Genomic DNA, 15604 nt, shown 5'->3' with positions numbered 1-15604 from the left:
ACAGCGAACCACCAGGTGGTTCGCTTGTGCCGCTGGATGGTTCCGTGGTGTGATGCAACGGCCCACTCACCGGCGAGGCGTCCGCCTCGCCGCGTGCCGAGACACGAAGGAAACGGCATGCCCGAATCCGACGCAGGCGGCGTCCGCAGTGTGCAGCGCGCGGTGGAACTGCTCACCCTCTTCGACGCCGACCACCCCAGCCGGCCCGTACGCGAACTGGTCGACGCGACCGGACTGCCGAAGACCACCGTGGTACGGCTGGTCCACACACTGGAGCAGTGCGGCCTGCTCTGGAGCCGGGGGGACGGCCACCTCGTCCCCGGCACCGGACTCCTGCGCTGGGCCGAACTCGCCGACCGGACCTGGCGGTTGCCGGAAGAGGCACTGCGCCGCCTCGCCGAACTGAGCGAGGCGAGCGGCGGGGAGACGGCGTCGGTCTACGTCCGTCAGCAGAACACCCGTGTCTGCGTCGCCCGCCACGAAGGCACCCGTACGCTGCGCCACGTCGTCCACATCGGGGCGGAGATGCCGCTCTGGTCGGGGGCCGCGAGCCATGTCCTCCTCTCGCGCTCGGACCGCGCCGACATCGCCGCGGTCGCCGCCCGCGCACCGGGCGGCGACGGGGACGACCGGCTCGGGGAGCGCGCCCGGAAGGCCGCCGAGGACGGCATGGCCGTCAGCCACGGCGAACGCGAGCCCGGCGTCTCCGGCGTCGCGGCCCCGGTCTTCGCCCCCGCGTCGGGCCGCCTCACCGCGGCGGTCGCGCTCGGCGGCCCGACCACCCGCTTCACCGACGAGGCCATCGCCGGTTTCACCCCGGCCCTGCTGGACACCGCACGGGCCCTCACCGCGCTCGACTGCATCGGAGGCACCGCCTGATGACGACCCCCCTCCTGGAGGGCGTACGGATCCTCGATCTGACCAACGTCCTCGCCGGCCCCTTCGCCGGCTATCAGCTCGCTCTGCACGGCGCCGACGTCATCAAGGTCGAGATGCCCGCATCGGGCGATCTCGCCCGCCAGTTGGGCGCGGACCGGGAACTCGGGGAGGAACTGCTGGGCGCGTCCTTCCTCGCCCAGAACGCCGGCAAGCGCTCACTCACCCTCAACCTGAAGGACCCGGACGGACGGGAGGCACTCCTGCGCGCCGTCCGCGAGGCGGACGTCCTGCTGGAGAACTTCCGTCCCGGCGTGATGGACCGGCTCGGTGTCGGCTGGAAGACGCTGAGCGCGGAGAACCCCCGGCTCGTCTACTGCGCCATCTCCGGCTTCGGACAGACGGGCCCGCTGCGGGACCGCCCGGCGTACGACCAGATCATCCAGGGCCTCAGCGGGATGATGAGCGTCACCGGCACCCCGGGGACCGCTCCGCTGCGGGCCGGATTCCCCGTCGCCGACACCCTCGGCGGCATGGCGGCCGCCTACGCGGTCGCGGCCGCGCTCGTACGCCGCGGACGTACCGGGGAGGGCGCCTTCGTCGATGTCTCGATGCTGGAGTCCGCGCTCACCGCCATGGGCTGGGTCACGTCCAACTACCTGATCAGCGGACGCGTACCCCACCCCATGGGCAACGAGAACTTCACCGCGGCCCCCTCGGGCACCTTCAGCACCGCCGACGGCCACCTCAACATCGCGGCCAACCGGCAGCAGCAGTTCACGACCCTGTGCCGGCTCATCGGACGCGAGGACCTGACGACCGACCCGCGCTTCACGCACCCCGCCGACCGCAAGACACACCGCGACGCCCTGCGCGACGAGGTCGAGGCGGGACTGTCCGCCCGGCCGGCGGCGGAGTGGGAGGAGATCCTCTCCGACGCCGGAGTCCCGGCGGCGCGCGTCCTGTCGGTACCGGACGCCCTGGGCCTCGACCACCTGGCCACGCGCGGCTTCGTACACGACCTCCCCTTTCCCGACGGCCGCGAGCGCGCCCTGCGCGTCCTCGGCAGCCCGGTGCGCGTGGACGGTGAACCCGCCGTGACACCTTCCCCGCCACCGCTGCTCGGGGAACACACCGACACCGTGCTGGCGGAACTCGGCTACACCCCGGCGGAGATCACCGCGCTGCGCGAAGGCGGTGCCGTATGACCGGGGCACCGGTACCCGCGGGCGACGGGCAGGCGCGGGACACCGCCGACGGGGGAGAGACACTGATCGCCGAACGCACCGTGACCGACTGGTGGTCCACGGCGGTGAGCGAGATCCACCCCGGCGAGATCCGGCTGCGCGGCTATCCGGTCGAGGAACTGATCGGCCGGGTCACCTTCGCCGAACAGATCTGGCTGATGCTCCGCGGCGAACTGCCCACGCCCCGTCAGGGACGCCTCCTGGAAGCCGCGCTGGTCGCCGCCGTCGACCACGGCCCGCAGGCCCCCTCGATCGCCGCGGCCCGGATGGCGGCCACCTGCGGCGTGGGACTCAACAGCGCCGTCGCGACCGGCGCCGGCCTGCTCGGCGATGTCCACGGGGGAGCGGGACAGCAGTGCATGGAGGTACTGCAGCGGGTCGCCGACGGTGAACCGGCCTCCGCCGTCGTCGCCGAATACCGCCGTCGCCGCGCCTACATCCCCGGATTCGGCCACCGCTTCCACCCCCGCGACCCGCGCCGGGACCCGCTGCTCGCGCTGGTCCGGGAAACCGTCGAGGCCGGCGAGGTCCCCGGCTGGGCCCTCGCCGCCGGACTGGCGCTGGAGGCCGCCCTCGCCGAGGGCCGGGAGCGCCCGGTCCCGATGAACATCGACGGGGCCACCGCGATCATCTACGCGGAACTCGGCTTCCCCTCCCAGCTCGGCCGGGGCCTGTTCGTCCTCTCCCGCAGCGTGGGCATCCTCGCCCACGCGTGGGAGGAGACGGAGAACGGGACCCGCATCAAGGGCCCGCTGCCCCGGCCCCTCCTCGCGGGCTACCACGGCACACCCGAACGCCACCTGGACCGGGACGCCTGACCCGTGGGACGGGGGAAGCCATGCGGCCGACCGGGATACCGAGAGGGAGACCGCCCGGCAGCCGCGGCGGGACATGGTCTGCGGTGCGGTGACTCCACACCACCGCAGGCCGCCGGGTCAGGACGGTTCCGGCCAGGGACCCACGGTCAGCACCGCCCCCGTCGTCCGGTCGGCGGACGGGCCCGTCGCGATCTCGAACGTCCCCGGTTCCACGGCCTGTTCGAGGGAGCGGGTGACCGAGGCCAGGGTCTCCGCGCCGATGGTGAAGGAGACCTCGGCCCGCTCACCCGGCGCCAGCGCCGTCCGTGCGAAGCCGCGCAGTTCGCGCACGCGCGGCCATGACGAGCCGCCCAGCACCCGGCGCACGTACAGCTGCACCGTCTCGTCCACCGGGCGCGCCCCGGTGTTGGCGACCTCCACCACACAGGTCAGCGAGGGGACGGCGCCGGTCGGGGACACGGTGACCGCGTCCCGGGAGAGCCGGGGCGCGCCGTACTCGACCGTCGTGTACGACAGGCCGTGCCCGAACGGGTGGCGGGCGGTGGCCGGCTGGTCGACGTATCCCCGGTAGCCGTGGTCCTTCCCGTTGTAGAACACCGGCAGTTGCGCCGCCGAGCGCGGTACGGAGACCGGCAGCCGGCCCACGGGTCCGGCCGCGCCGAAGAGCACCTCGGCGATCGCGCGCCCGCCCCAGGGACCCGGATACCAGGCGCTGAGCACCGCCCCCGCCCGTGCGGCGAGGTCCTCCGGAACGGCGTGCGGACGGCCCTGCACCAGCACGACGACGACCGGCGTCCCGGTGGCGGTCACGGCACTCAGCAGCGCCGACTGACCCTCGGGAAGCCCGAGTTCGGCGAGGTCCACTCCCTCGCCGCAGGTCATGTCCACCGGAAGGCCGGAGCTGACCACCGCCGCGCCGTTGGAGTCGAAGCGGGTGGCGGACTCCCGCGCGCTCGATCCGCCGAGCACCAGGACCGCCACCTCGCAGGAGGCGGCCAGCGCGACCGCCGCCGGGATGCCGGACCGGTCCCCGCCCACGAGCTCACAGCCACGCGCGTACGCGACCTCGCCACGCGCCGCCGCCCTGATCCCGTCCAGGACGGTGACCCCGCCCCCCGGACGCTGGGGCGCGGTGTAGTCGCCGATCTGCTGCGGTACGGAGTCGGCGTTCGGGCCGATGACGGCGATCCTGCGGACGTGCTCCGGCAGCGGCAGTGTGGCGCCGTCGTGCCGCAACAGCACCACCGACTCCCGCGCGATCCGCTCGCTCAGCTCACGCAGCCCGGCGGGCGCCCGCCGCTCGCCGGTGTACGGCCGCTCGAACAGGCCGAGCCGGAACTTGAGCGCGAGCACCCGGCCGACCGCCGCGTCCAGCACGCTCTCCCGGACCAGACCGCGCCGCACGGCCTCGGCCAGCCGGGGGAAGCTCTCGTCCCACAGGCTCAGATCCGTCCCGGCGGCCAGGGCGAGCGCCCCCGCCGCCACCGGATCACCCGCGAGCCGCGTCAGCCGGTCGAGCGCGCACCCGTCCGCCATCACCAGGCCCTCGAAACCCCAGCGTTCGCGCAGCAGCCCGGTCAGCAGCTCACGGTTGGCCGCGCACGGCACCCCGTCGAACTCGTTGTACGCCGCCATCACGCCCGCCGCCCCGGCCCTGACCCCCGCCAGCGCGGCCGGGAGGTGGATCTCGTGCAGCTCACGGGCGCCGAGTTCGGTGGCCGCGCTGTTGCGACCGCCCACCGTGGCGCCCTGGCCCGCGAAGTGCTTGAGGACCACCGCCGCCCGGTCCGCGCCGTACGACACGGGCCCGCGCCCGGGCCCGTCGCCGGGACCCTGCGCGCCGCGCACCAGCGCCTCGGTGAACCGGGCCGCCAGATAGGGATCCTCGCCGAAGCACTCCTCCGCGCGCCCCCAGCGCGGGTCCCGTACGAGATCCAGCGCGGAGACGAGCGCGACATGGCCGCCGCGCGCCCGCAGTTCGCCCGCCGCGAGCGCCGCCGCCTCCTCGTACAGCCCCGGGTCCCAGGTCGCGCCCACCGCCAGGTTCACCGGCAGCACCGTGCCGTCCAGCGCCTGATGGCCGTGCGGCATCTCCTCCACCATGAGCACGGGGATGCCGAGCCGGGTGTTCTCCACGACATGCCGCTGCACGGCGTCGGACACCCGGGCGCCCTCGGCGGCGCCGATGCCCGTCCCGAACGTCACCCCCGACCAGGGGTCGGCCCGCTGGAGCCCGTAGAGCGCGCCCATGCCGTCGTACGCGGCGACCTCGGCCCGGAACGCCTCGGTGAGGCGGTGGCCGGCGGGGGTGCGCTCGTACGCCTGCCAGCCGTACATGCGCTGGTTGACCTGGCCCACCTTCTCGGTGAGCGTCATCCGGGAGAGCAGGTCACGCACCCGGTCCGCGACGGGCGCGGCGGGATCCCGGTACCGGGGCTGGGACATGGGACGGATCTCCTCGACTGCTTCGACGGGACTGACCTGATGAGGCTGGCGGAACGGGCGGGATCGAGGCGATTCGGTCAGCCCAGCTCCAGGACGCGCACCCCGTACGGGGCGATCACCACGTCCCGCACCGGCTCCCCGCTGTCCAGGTCGCGCAGTTCATCCTCCGCGCGGGGGCGCACGGTCAGCTCCTCCTCCGCCTGGCTCACCAGCCAGACGAAACGCTTCCCGTCCTCCCGCACCAGCGTGTCCGCCGAGACGTACGGCGTGTCGACGGTCACCGGCCGCGCCGCGCCGGCGATCCGCGCGAGCGCCGCGTACAGCCGGTGGGTCTGCTCCGGATTGACGCGGGCGGTGCGGGCCGCCATGTGCTCCAGCGGATACGTGGCCAGGACCGTACGGCCCCGCCCCGTCTCGTGGACCAGCAGCGCCGGGCGGCCGTGCGCGTCGGTGGCGACGACCCGCGCCCCGGCCGGGACGACCGGCAGATAGGCGCGGCTGTCCTCGTTCCCCGCGACCGGGAAGCGCAGCGTCTCGCCCGCCGCGACCGAGCCGAAGTCCTCGGTGAACGTCATCTCCAGCACCTCGTCCTCGATGGGCTCGGCCACCCCGTACGAGAGCTGCAGCTCCACCCCGAAGAGCCCGTCCAGGTCGTGGAACCACGGGCCGCGCGTCGTCGGGTGCTCGCCCGAGCAGAACGACAGGTACACCGTCGCGCCCTCCCGCGCCCGCCGTTCCAGCTCCCGCCGGGTGCGCGTGGTCAACTGCCGGGTGGCGGGCAGCAGATAGAGCGAGGCGTCACCGGGCAGCCCGTCCGCCTCGCGGACCAGGGCGACGGGCAGATCGGCGCCGCGCGCGGCCACGTACCCCTGGTGCAGCGAGGTGAAGATCAGCGGGCGGTCGGCGGGCCGGCTGTAGGGGTAGCCGCGTTCCAGGAACGCGGGCACCACCAGCGCCGCGTCGGCGTCGCCGCGGCGGCAGCGCGCGAAGTCGACGCGCTCCAGCACCTGTGCGAAGGCGGCCAGTTCACGCAGCGGCTCCTTGGGACGGCCGGTGTGATCGGTGATGCCGAAATGCATCTCGAAGGGGTGGTGATCGTACGGCGACCGCTCCCACAGGTCGTCGTAGTCCGTGTTGTTCCAGGCGATCCAGCCGGCGGCACCGCCGAGCAGCGAGTTGTGCAGCGTCTGCCGGTAGAAGACCCCCGCGTTCGCCGCCGAGACCGTGTCGGTGGACAGGCCGAACTCCTCCAGTACCACCGGCTGCCCGGTGACGGCGGCGAGTTCGCACTCGAAGGCGGCGCGGTAGTGCTGGCGCGGCCGGTCCGTGTCCGAGCGGTACACGTGCGGTCCGACGAAGTCGACGTACTCGGCCGTGTCGCGCAGCGAGAAGCCGTTGTCCCGGCCGGTCACCTCGATGCCCCACGCGCCGTCGCCCAGCGACACCGGCTGCGTCCCGCCCGCCGCGCGCACCGCGTCGCACATGAACTGCGCCCAGGCGGTGACGACGTCGGAGGAGGGCGGGTCGACCTGGTAGATCCGGCCGTACCCCGGCATCTCGTTGGTGATCAGCCAGCCGGTGACGGCGGGATGGTCCTTGAAGCGCCGGGTCATCTGCGAGACGAACCAGGCCTGGCGGCCGACGAGCCAGACGTCCTCGTACAGATCCCGGCCGCCGCGCCACGCCGGGTCCCAGTTCTCCCCGGACATGTGGCCGACGATGAAGGTGGGGACCGTGCCCATCCCCGCCTCGGTGTGGGCGTCGAGGAAGTCACGGAAGTGGCCGCACAGTTCCTCGTCGATCCGGTGCGGCTCCGGATGGAAGTCCGGCCAGTAGAAGAAGGACCGGGTCATCGTCAGGCCGTGGTCGCGCAGGACGGCCAGTTCCTCACGGACCGTCTTCGGCCGGTAGTCCCGCCACATCAGCGGACCGCCGCTGCGGGACCAGAAGTTGGCGCCGAGCCAGGGCAGAACGGCGGAGTCATGGGTGAGCTGGGCGCTGTGGCGTCGCATGGGGTCTTTCTCTGGATGTCGGTGGGTGGACCGGGGCGAGACGGGAAGGTGAAGGGGAAGGGTGGTCCCGGCGGGAGGTCAGGGCGCGGCCGGCGCCGGGCCGGTGGTCTCCCGTACGACCAGCCGTGGCCGGCCGTCGAGCACGGGCGCCGGTACGTCCTCACCGCACTCGGCGAGCAGGGCCCGGGCCGCGGCGGCGCCGACGGCCTGCACCTGCTGGTCCACCGTGGTCAGCCGGGGGTACATCCAGCGGCCGAGCGGCAGGTTGTCGTACCCGACGACGGACAGGTCGCGCGGCACCCGGAGCCCGGCGCGCTGGGCCGTGCCGATCCCGCAGACGGCCATCGAGTCGTTGGAGTACACGACGGCCGTGGGCCGGTCGGCCAGGGCCAGCAGTTCCTCGGTGGCGGCGACCGCCGCCGCCTCCGTGAAATCGGTCTCCCGCACCGCGACCGGCCGTACCCCGGCCTCGGCGAGCGCGTCCTCGAAGGCCGCGCGGCGCAGCCGGGTGTGCGTCAGCTCGGCGGGCCCCGTGACACAGGCGATCCGCCGGTGGCCCAGCGCCAGCAGGTGCGCGACGGCTTCGCGTACCCCCGCGCCCTGCTGTCCGAGCCCCACGTTCACCACCGGGGAGGCGGGGTCGGGCGCGCTCAGCAGGACGGCCGGCAGCCCGAGCCCGCGCAGCAGCGGCGGGCGCGGATCGTCGGCGCGCGCGTCGGTCAGTACCGCTCCGTCGACCCGGCCCTCGGCGACCAGCCGTTCGTACAGCGCGCTCTCCTGCGCCATGTCGGCGACCAGGTGGAGCAGCAGACCGTAGCCGCGCGGGGCCAGTTCGCCCTCCAGACCCGTGATCAGCTCGCCGAAGTGCGGGTCGGCGCCGAGCACATCGGTGGCGCGGCGCACGACGAGCGCGATCGTACGGGTCCTGGCCCGGCGCAGCGCGGTCGCGGACGCGCTCGGTGACCAGCCCAGCTCGGCGACGGCGTCGAGCACCCGGCGCCGGGTGGCCTCGGTGATCCGGCCGGTGCCGTTGACGGTCTGGGAGACCGTGGCGGTGGAGACGCCGGCCGCGGCGGCCACGGCCTTGATGGTGGGGCGTTCCCGGGCGAGCGGGGTGTCCCGCTGCCGGGGTGCCCTCTGGGAATGCTGGGTCACATCTTCACCGCCCCGCTGACGAGAGCCTGCTGCATCCGCTTCTGGAGCACGGTGTAGACGATCCACACCGGCACCAGTGTCAATACCGTACCGGCGGTCAGGATCCCGTAGTCGGTGCCGGTCACGGCCTTGAGGGTGGGCAGTGCCACCTGCACCGTGCGCTGCGCGGGATCCGGGCCGATGATCACGAGCGAGTAGAGGTACTCGTTCCAGAAGGTCAGGAAGTTCAGCAGCAGCACGGTCGCGATGCCCGGCATGCACATCGGTGTGTAGACGTGCCGCAGCACCGCGAACGTGGACGCGCCGTCGATCCGCGCGGCCTCCTCCATCTCGCGCGGGATGGTCCGCATGAACTGGACGAGGATGACGACGGAGAGCGGCATCGCCGTGGCCGGGAGGAACAGCACCATGAAGGAGCGCGTGTGGAACAGCCCGGTGGCCGCGGAGAGCAGGAACGTCGGGAAGAGCGCGGCGAACGTGGGCACCAGGAACCCGAGGGAGAACACCCGTTCCACCAGCGCCCCCAGCAGCCCCTGCGCGCGGGCGATCGCGAAGGACGCGGGGATGGCGAGCAGCAGGGTCAGAACGAGCGCGAACACGGTGACGAGCGCCGAGTTGACCACGGCCAGGCCCAGGTCCGCGGAGGAGAACGCCTCGTCGAAGTTGCCGAAGGAGTAGGAGGTGGGCAGCGCGAAGGGGCTGCCGAAGACCTCGTCGTTCGTCTTGAACGCCGAGACCAGCAGGTAGTAGAGGGGGACCACCAGCAGCACCGCGTACAGCCACGCGAGGAGGTGCGCGGGCAGCCAGGACTTTCCGAGTTTCGTGGCACTGGGCTTCATGGCACGGGCTCCAGATCTGCGGATCGGTTCAGTAGTTCTGGCGGAAGACACGGCGGATGACGAGCAGACCGGCCAGCCCGACCAGGAAAAGGATCACACCGACGGTCTGGCTGTAGCCGAGGTCCGCCGCGATGAACGCCTTCTGGTACACGAGGAAGGACAACGTTGTCGACGAGCTTCCCGGGCCGCCCTGCGTGAGCAGCAGGACGTTCTGGGCGGAGCCGAACAGCGTCCACAGGAACTGGAGCATCGTCACGACGCCCACGTAGTCGCGGATGACGGGGAAGTGGACGCGCCACATCGTGCGCCAGTGCCCGGCGCCGTCGATCTGCGCGGCCTCGCCGATCTCGTCCGGCACACTGCCCAGGCGCGCTGCGAACAGGACCGCCGTGAACCCGATGCCACTCCACACGTCCACCAGGATCAGGCAGAGCAGCGCGGTGGAGGGCGAGGCCAGCCAGGCGTCGGTCAGCGAGCCGAGACCGGCCTTCGCCAGGGCCCCGTTGAGCAGCCCGTCCGGGGAGAGGACCGCGTAGAACACCATGGCCTTGGCCGGGGCCGAGATCAGACCGGGGATGAAGAGGAGGTAGCGCAGCACGCGGTGGCCCGGCGGCCGCTGTGTCACGTAGTAGCCCAGCATGTACGCGGCCACGATCATCACCGGCAGCGCGACGGCGAGTTGGACGGCCGTGTTGGCCACGGCGTCCCGGAAGACCGGGTCGGCGAGGACCGTACGGACGTTGCCCAGCCCGGCGAAGGAGACCGGCTGGAGCATGCCGGGCCAGTGCAGGGCCGCGATGACGAAGATGGCGACCAGCGGGCCGACCATGAAGACCAGGTACCAGAGCAGCGCCGGAACGGCCAGGATGACGCCGCCCTGGTGACGGCGGTCGCGGCCGGCGGGGGAGGGGGACGGACGGGCGGGGGTGTGGTGGGCCGTGGTGCCGCCTGGGGTGGCGGACGAGAGCATCGTCATGGCCTGACTTTCGGAGGCTCGGGCGAGGGATTCGGAGGTCGCTCGGACCGACGGGACGCCGCTGCGCCGGTCCGTGCCACCGCTCAGGCCCCGCGGTACGCGGATTCGAGGGCGGAGCGTACGGAGGCCGCGCTCGTGCCCCGGGTGAAGGCGGTACTGGTCGCGGTGATCAACGGCTGAGTGGCCGTCGGGGGCACGTACAGATCGGGCAGCAGCACCTGGCCGACCCGGTCGCCGAGCCGCTGCGCCGCGGCCACGAGCGGGAAGTCCGTGCTGACCGTGTCGGTCACCAGCGCCATGTCCCGGCCGCTCTCGGTGATGAAGCGGGAGACCACGTCGGGCCGGTACATGAAGCGCACGAACTTCTCCACCGCGGGCAGTTTCTTCGTGCCGTTGGGGCTGATCCAGAAGCCGATGAGGGTGAAGGCGCGCATGATCGTCGGCTTGTCGTGCGCGGCGCCGGGCGCGAGCGGCCAGCCGCCGACCTCGGTGTGCGCGGCCACCTCCGCCGGCACCTTCGCGAGGGCCGAGGACATCATGGACGCCATCGCGGCGGCCTGCGTGTTGTACTGCGTGGTCATCGTGTCGGAGGTGAGCCCCTGTGCCTTGTCGGCGAAGACCCCGGCGTCCCGCAGGGAGACGAAGTACTCGATGCCCTCGCGGACGCCCCTGCCGCCGAAGTCGCCGGTCGCGTAGACCTGTTGGGCCTCCTCCTGGGTGAGGAAGGTCTGGATGATCTGGGCGAGCAGCTTCTGCCCCGTCCAGTCGTTGCCGCCGACGGTGACGGGGGCGATGCCCTTGGCGCGCAACGTGCGTGCCGCGCCGATGAGTTCGTCACCCGTGGTCGGTATCGCGCTCACTCCGGCCCGGTCGAGGAGGGCCGTGTTGAAGGCGACGGGCCAGTTGGTGGCGAAGTACGGGAAGCCGCGCAGCCGTCCCTTCCCGTCGGTCCACGCCTCCAGCGAGGCGGGGAGGACCCGCTTCCGCAGCCCCCAGTCGTCGAGGTACCCCTTGACGTCGACGGTCGCCCCGACATCGGTCCAGGCCAGCGTCTTGTCGTACAGGTTGACCATGACGACGTCGGGTTCCTTGCGGGCCAGCCGGGAGGTCTCGTACACCTGGGCGAGGTCGTCGCCGTTGACGAGGTTCTTGACCCGGAGGCCCGGATTCTCCTTCCGGAACTGTTTCACCATGGCGGTGTACGTGACCGAACCGGGCGCGGTGGTGCCCAACTGGGTATGGACGAGCAGGGTGTCGGGATCGGAGTCGGCCGCGGCGATGGAGGAGCAGCCGGACAGGGCGGGAAGAGCGGTGGCGGCGGTGATACCGGAACCTGCGGCAAGGAAGCCACGCCGACTCAGGGGTGAGCGCACAGCGGGATACTCCAACCAGAGGACGTCAACCAGTGATGGTTAATCGATGTACCAGCGGGTTGCGAGAAGGGTAGGGGCAGTTGCGTGTACGGTCAACCGTTTCTGGAGACTGAGTGGGAGTGAGTCCTGTTGCCAGGGCTCGTGCTCGTGCTCAGCCGAACGCCCCGGACGGTGTTGGGCGTTCTGGTTGCCCGCGTTCGCTCCGTGTCCGGGCGGCGCGGATCGTGTCCGTGGTCCGGGTATACGGGGGCGGGGTTCCTCACGCCCAGGGGTGTCCGGTGGGGCCTGGGCGGTCCGATGCCCGTGCGCATCGCTCTGGTGTGCACGGGGCGGTGCCGTCCGTCGCCGGACCGGATGTCCCTGGGCGCGTCGTCCGATCGCAATGCTCGCGGCATCGTGCCGGGTGGTGGTGCGTCGTGGGGTGGCGAGGGGTTTCTGCCAGTGCTGGGCGCCCTATCGGGAGGTGTAGGCGGGGTCGACCGCAATAACGGTGAGGTCGTGTTCGGCGGCCATCGACACCAGCCGGGCCCGGAGCCTCGCGGTCGGAAAGCGGGAGACCAGCCGGCGGAAGCGTTTCCTGCGGCCGTGTTTCTCGCGGGTCTTCTCCCGTTCGAATTCGAGGTCCTCGACCGCGATCGCCTTCACCCCGCACTGGCGGGCCCAGTGCAGGAGGCGGGTGAGGGCGTGGCGGATCTGCGCGTCCCGGTGAGCGGCATTCCCGGTCAGGTCGTAGGGGAAGCGGTGGGGTTCGCCGACGGGGTTGCCGTGGGCATCGAGGTGCCAGGCGGCGAGGTGGTCGTCGTTCATGTCCACCCCGACACAGCCCGCCGCCAGCGCCGCCCCCAGGGGCAGGAGCGGTGCGGCTCTGCGCTGCCAGGCGGCGGTCACGTACCAGCGGTCGCGGTCGGTGTCGTGGTGCAGGGTGTAGGCGACGGCCCGGTTCCCGGCGATCCGGTCGGCCCACTCCCCACCCCGGTACGCGAACACCACCGGCCGCTCAAGGACGAACCGGCCGTACGGGGCGTTGGCGAGGTGGGCCAGGGGTGCGGGGAGTCTGAGGGAGAGCTGTCCTTCGGGGGTGATACGGATCGTCTCGTTGCCGTACCGCTTGCCCGACTCCCCGTCCGCCGACAGGAACAAGCGCGCCGCCACCCACCGACGCCGCCACTCCACCTCCGTCAGATGTGCCTCCGGAAGGTGGTGGCGGGTGTTCGCCAGGCGCTTACCGCCTCGCACGACCCGCACCCGGCCCGCACTCCAGTCCGCCACCGCCCGCACGTGCCGCGCCTCCAGCACCGTCAGGCGGCGGGACTTGGCGTGCCACTCACGCCGGGAGCGGTAGCCGCCCGGCGCACGCCTTGTACCCTTCTCACCCACCGGCAGCGACAGACGGTGACGGACCGTCGCGATCCCCGCCTCCAGAGACCGGACATGCGCGGCCAGGCCCCGGCGCGCCAGCGCCCACTGGTCATGCGTGGCTTTGGTGATGCTCCCCGCCCACCGCGACGACGACCGCGCCGTCAACGCCCGCTTGCGCACCGCCCAGCGCTCCGCGTCATGGTCCAGGCCGTCACGGCATCGGACCGCCAGATCCCCCGACGCCAACGACCCCAGCCACCCACCCACCTCACCCAGCACCCGCTCCTCGACACCCGACAACCGCAACCGGGTACGCACCGCGACACCCGCAGGACCGGGCACGACGAACGGCGCGGCCAGTACCCGAAGCACCGCCACCCACCCCACCCCCTCCACAGCCCCGGCACCGGACTTCCCCTGGCGAACAGGACAACGAACCACCGAAGCAGAAGTCACCCGACCAGCCCCACCACATCCCCCCACCCGAGCGGAACGAGGACCCACCACACCGCCCGACTCACTCCCACACACTCACACGTTCCAGAACTCACTGATCCGGCAGCAGTTGCAACCCCTCGGTGAGACCGGTCCGGTCCGCCACGTCCTTCAGCGTGAGGTGGAGTGCCCGCCTGCGGCGGCGCAGCCGGGCACCGGCCGCCGGGATCGCCATGAGAAGGGTTTTCTTCGATGAGCGTGACGGCACGGACGGCGGCCCGCGTCGGTGGCTCGGCACCGGACGGTCCCCGGTGCCGTACTGGGTAGACTGACCTACCTAATAACGGACGGAGGGTCGGATGAGCGAGACCGGCACCGCGGCGGAGCGCCCCCGCGGACGGCGGGGAACCGCGCGGGAACGGCTGCTCGCCGCAGCGTCCCGGCGCTTCTACGCGGACGGTGTGACGGCGACGGGGATCGACGCGATCACCGCCGAGGCGGGCGTCGCGAAGATGAGCCTGTACAACAACTTCTCCTCCAAGGCCGACCTGGTGCGGGCCTACCTCGACGCGCGCCACGAGGAGTGGCTGGAGCTGTACCGGCGGCGGCTGGAAGGGGTGCGGGACGGCCGTGGCGGGGTGCTGGCGGTCTTCGACGCGTACGCCGATCACGCGGCCTTCGCCTACGAGCACGGCTTTCGCGGCTGCGGCCTGCTGAACGCGGCGGCCGAGCTGCCCGCCGGGGACGAGGGACGGTCCGTGGTGCGCCGTCACAAGGAGGAGGTCGAGTCCCTGCTCGCCGGGCATGTCGGCGAGATCCTGCCGGGGCGGCCCGAGCAGGCGCGTGCGATCGCGGAGCATCTGGCGTTCCTGCTGGAGGGGGCGATGGCGCGGGCCGGACTGGAAGGCGGGGGGACGCGGGTGCGGCATGCCCGGGCGATGGCGTCGGACCTGCTGGAGCGTCTGTGAAGCGGACCGGCGGGGAGAGGTCCGCCGCGGCGGGCGCGGGGTCGCTGTGCATCCTGGTCGCCTCGGTGCTGTGGGGTACCACGGGTACGGCCGCGACCTTCGCCCCTGACGTGGGCCCCCTGGCGATCGGGGCCGCCGCCATGGGGGTGGGCGGACTGCTCCAGGCCCTCGTCGCCGCCCGCGGCGTCTCCCGGCAGGCGTCCGCACTGCGGGCGCGGAGCGGGGTGGTGCTGCTCGGCGCCCTTGCGGTGGCCGTCTACCCTCTGGCGTTCTACAGCAGCATGCGCCTGGCCGGAGTGGCCGCCGGAACCGTGGTGTCGATCGGATCGGCCCCGCTCGCCTCGGCCGTCGTCGAGCGCGTGGTGGACGGACGCCGCCTCACCCGCCGCTGGATGACCGGTGCGGCCCTGGGGCTGTCCGGAACCGCGCTGCTGTGCCTGGCGGAAGCGGCCGGTGGGCACGACGGCCCCGGGGCCCGGCCGGTGGGCTCCACGGTCCTCGGCGTGGGACTGGGTCTGGTGGCCGGGGTCACCTACGCCCTGTACTCCTGGGCGGCCCACCGTCTGATCAGCCGCGGCGTCGGCTCGGGCGCGGCGATGGGGGCCGTCTTCGGAATCGGCGGGCTGCTGCTCCTGCCCGTGCTGGCGCTCACCGGCGCTCCGCTGGTGGACTCCTGGCCGAACGCGGCGGTCGGCGCGTACATGGCCCTGGTGCCCATGTTCCTCGGCTATGTCCTGTTCGGCTGGGGTCTGGCCCATGTCCCGGCGAGCACCGCGACCACCCTCACGCTCCTGGAGCCCGCTGTCGCGGCCGTCCTGGCCGTGCTGGTCGTCGGTGAACGCCTGCCCCTGCTGGGGTGGTTCGGCATCGCCCTGGTCCTCGGCTGCCTCGCCGTCCTCACCGCACCGTCGCGCGCCTCCGCACCGTCCGGCGCCTCCGCACCGTCACCCCCGGCGCCGGCCGCCGAGCCGGAGCAGGTGACCGCGGGCTGACCGGGCGGTCCCCGGGCGGCGGATCCGCCACCCCGCCCCCCGACCGGTAGTCCCAGCACCCGGGCCGACCGCGACAGCAAGCCGGCTCGGCCCCCGGCCCCCATGAGTA

General features: G+C 72.7%; 12 protein-coding genes and 1 pseudogene. 5 read left to right on the top strand and 8 right to left on the bottom strand.

All coding sequences use genetic code 11. The annotated features are described in order from the left end of the window. Positions 1–117: 117 nt before the first annotated feature. The 3 genes from AB0P17_RS25290 to AB0P17_RS25280 are packed head-to-tail and all read left to right on the top strand — an operon-like array spanning position 118 to position 2941. On the top strand, positions 118–879 hold the full coding sequence (locus AB0P17_RS25290; protein WP_365814195.1) for an IclR family transcriptional regulator: 762 nt from the start codon (positions 118–120) through the stop codon (positions 877–879). After that, positions 879–2084, top strand: coding sequence for a CoA transferase (locus AB0P17_RS25285; protein WP_365814194.1), 1206 nt, complete (start codon positions 879–881; stop codon positions 2082–2084). Before AB0P17_RS25290 ends, AB0P17_RS25285 begins: the two co-directional genes overlap by 1 nt. Next, positions 2081–2941 carry a citryl-CoA lyase gene (locus AB0P17_RS25280; protein ID WP_365814193.1) on the top strand — a complete coding sequence of 287 codons (861 nt, stop codon included), beginning with the start codon at positions 2081–2083 and terminating at the stop codon, positions 2939–2941. The genes AB0P17_RS25285 and AB0P17_RS25280 overlap by 4 nt, the downstream gene beginning before the upstream one ends. A gap of 117 nt (positions 2942–3058) precedes the next feature. Here AB0P17_RS25280 and AB0P17_RS25275 read toward each other — a convergent pair whose 3' ends face one another. The 8 genes and pseudogenes from AB0P17_RS25275 to AB0P17_RS25240 form a co-directional block, all read right to left on the bottom strand. Then, the gene (locus AB0P17_RS25275) at positions 3059–5386 is read right to left on the bottom strand and encodes a glycoside hydrolase family 3 N-terminal domain-containing protein (protein ID WP_365814192.1); all 2328 of its coding nucleotides are present in this window, start codon (positions 5384–5386) and stop codon (positions 3059–3061) included. 77 nt (positions 5387–5463) lie between these two features. Then, entirely contained in the window at positions 5464–7398 is a 1935-nt protein-coding gene (locus AB0P17_RS25270; RefSeq protein ID WP_365814191.1) for a cellulase family glycosylhydrolase, read from the bottom strand. 78 nt (positions 7399–7476) lie between these two features. Further along, on the bottom strand, positions 7477–8478 hold the full coding sequence (locus tag AB0P17_RS25265) for a LacI family DNA-binding transcriptional regulator (RefSeq protein WP_365814284.1): 1002 nt from the start codon (positions 8476–8478) through the stop codon (positions 7477–7479). Between the two features lie 71 nt (positions 8479–8549). Beyond that, a complete protein-coding gene (locus tag AB0P17_RS25260; protein WP_365814190.1) occupies positions 8550–9392 on the bottom strand; it encodes a carbohydrate ABC transporter permease in 843 nt (280 codons plus the stop codon). A 28-nt stretch (positions 9393–9420) separates the two neighbouring features. Then, complete coding sequence (locus AB0P17_RS25255) at positions 9421–10368, bottom strand: sugar ABC transporter permease (RefSeq protein WP_365814189.1); 948 nt, start codon at positions 10366–10368, stop codon at positions 9421–9423. A gap of 83 nt (positions 10369–10451) precedes the next feature. After that, positions 10452–11741, bottom strand: coding sequence for an ABC transporter substrate-binding protein (locus AB0P17_RS25250; protein WP_365814188.1), 1290 nt, complete (start codon positions 11739–11741; stop codon positions 10452–10454). Positions 11742–11833: 92 nt separating this feature from the next. Then, positions 11834–13478, bottom strand: a pseudogene (locus AB0P17_RS25245) (IS200/IS605 family accessory protein TnpB-related protein). A 169-nt stretch (positions 13479–13647) separates the two neighbouring features. Next, positions 13648–13770 (bottom strand): hypothetical protein, encoded by a 123-nt coding sequence (locus tag AB0P17_RS25240; RefSeq protein WP_365814187.1) that lies wholly within the window; start codon positions 13768–13770, stop codon positions 13648–13650. A gap of 124 nt (positions 13771–13894) precedes the next feature. Here AB0P17_RS25240 and AB0P17_RS25235 point away from each other — a divergent pair, with 124 nt between their 5' ends. Then, positions 13895–14503 (top strand): TetR/AcrR family transcriptional regulator, encoded by a 609-nt coding sequence (locus AB0P17_RS25235; RefSeq protein WP_365814186.1) that lies wholly within the window; start codon positions 13895–13897, stop codon positions 14501–14503. Next, positions 14500–15495 (top strand): EamA family transporter, encoded by a 996-nt coding sequence (locus AB0P17_RS25230; protein ID WP_365814185.1) that lies wholly within the window; start codon positions 14500–14502, stop codon positions 15493–15495. The genes AB0P17_RS25235 and AB0P17_RS25230 overlap by 4 nt, the downstream gene beginning before the upstream one ends. The last annotated feature ends 109 nt before the right edge of the window (positions 15496–15604 follow it).

Origin of the sequence: Streptomyces sp. NPDC088124 (assembly GCF_040685895.1) — a bacterium.
Lineage (GTDB): Bacteria > Actinomycetota > Actinomycetes > Streptomycetales > Streptomycetaceae > Streptomyces.
The sequence above is the reverse complement of the archived record's forward strand: the minus strand, read 5'-3'. Positions and strand labels throughout refer to the sequence as shown.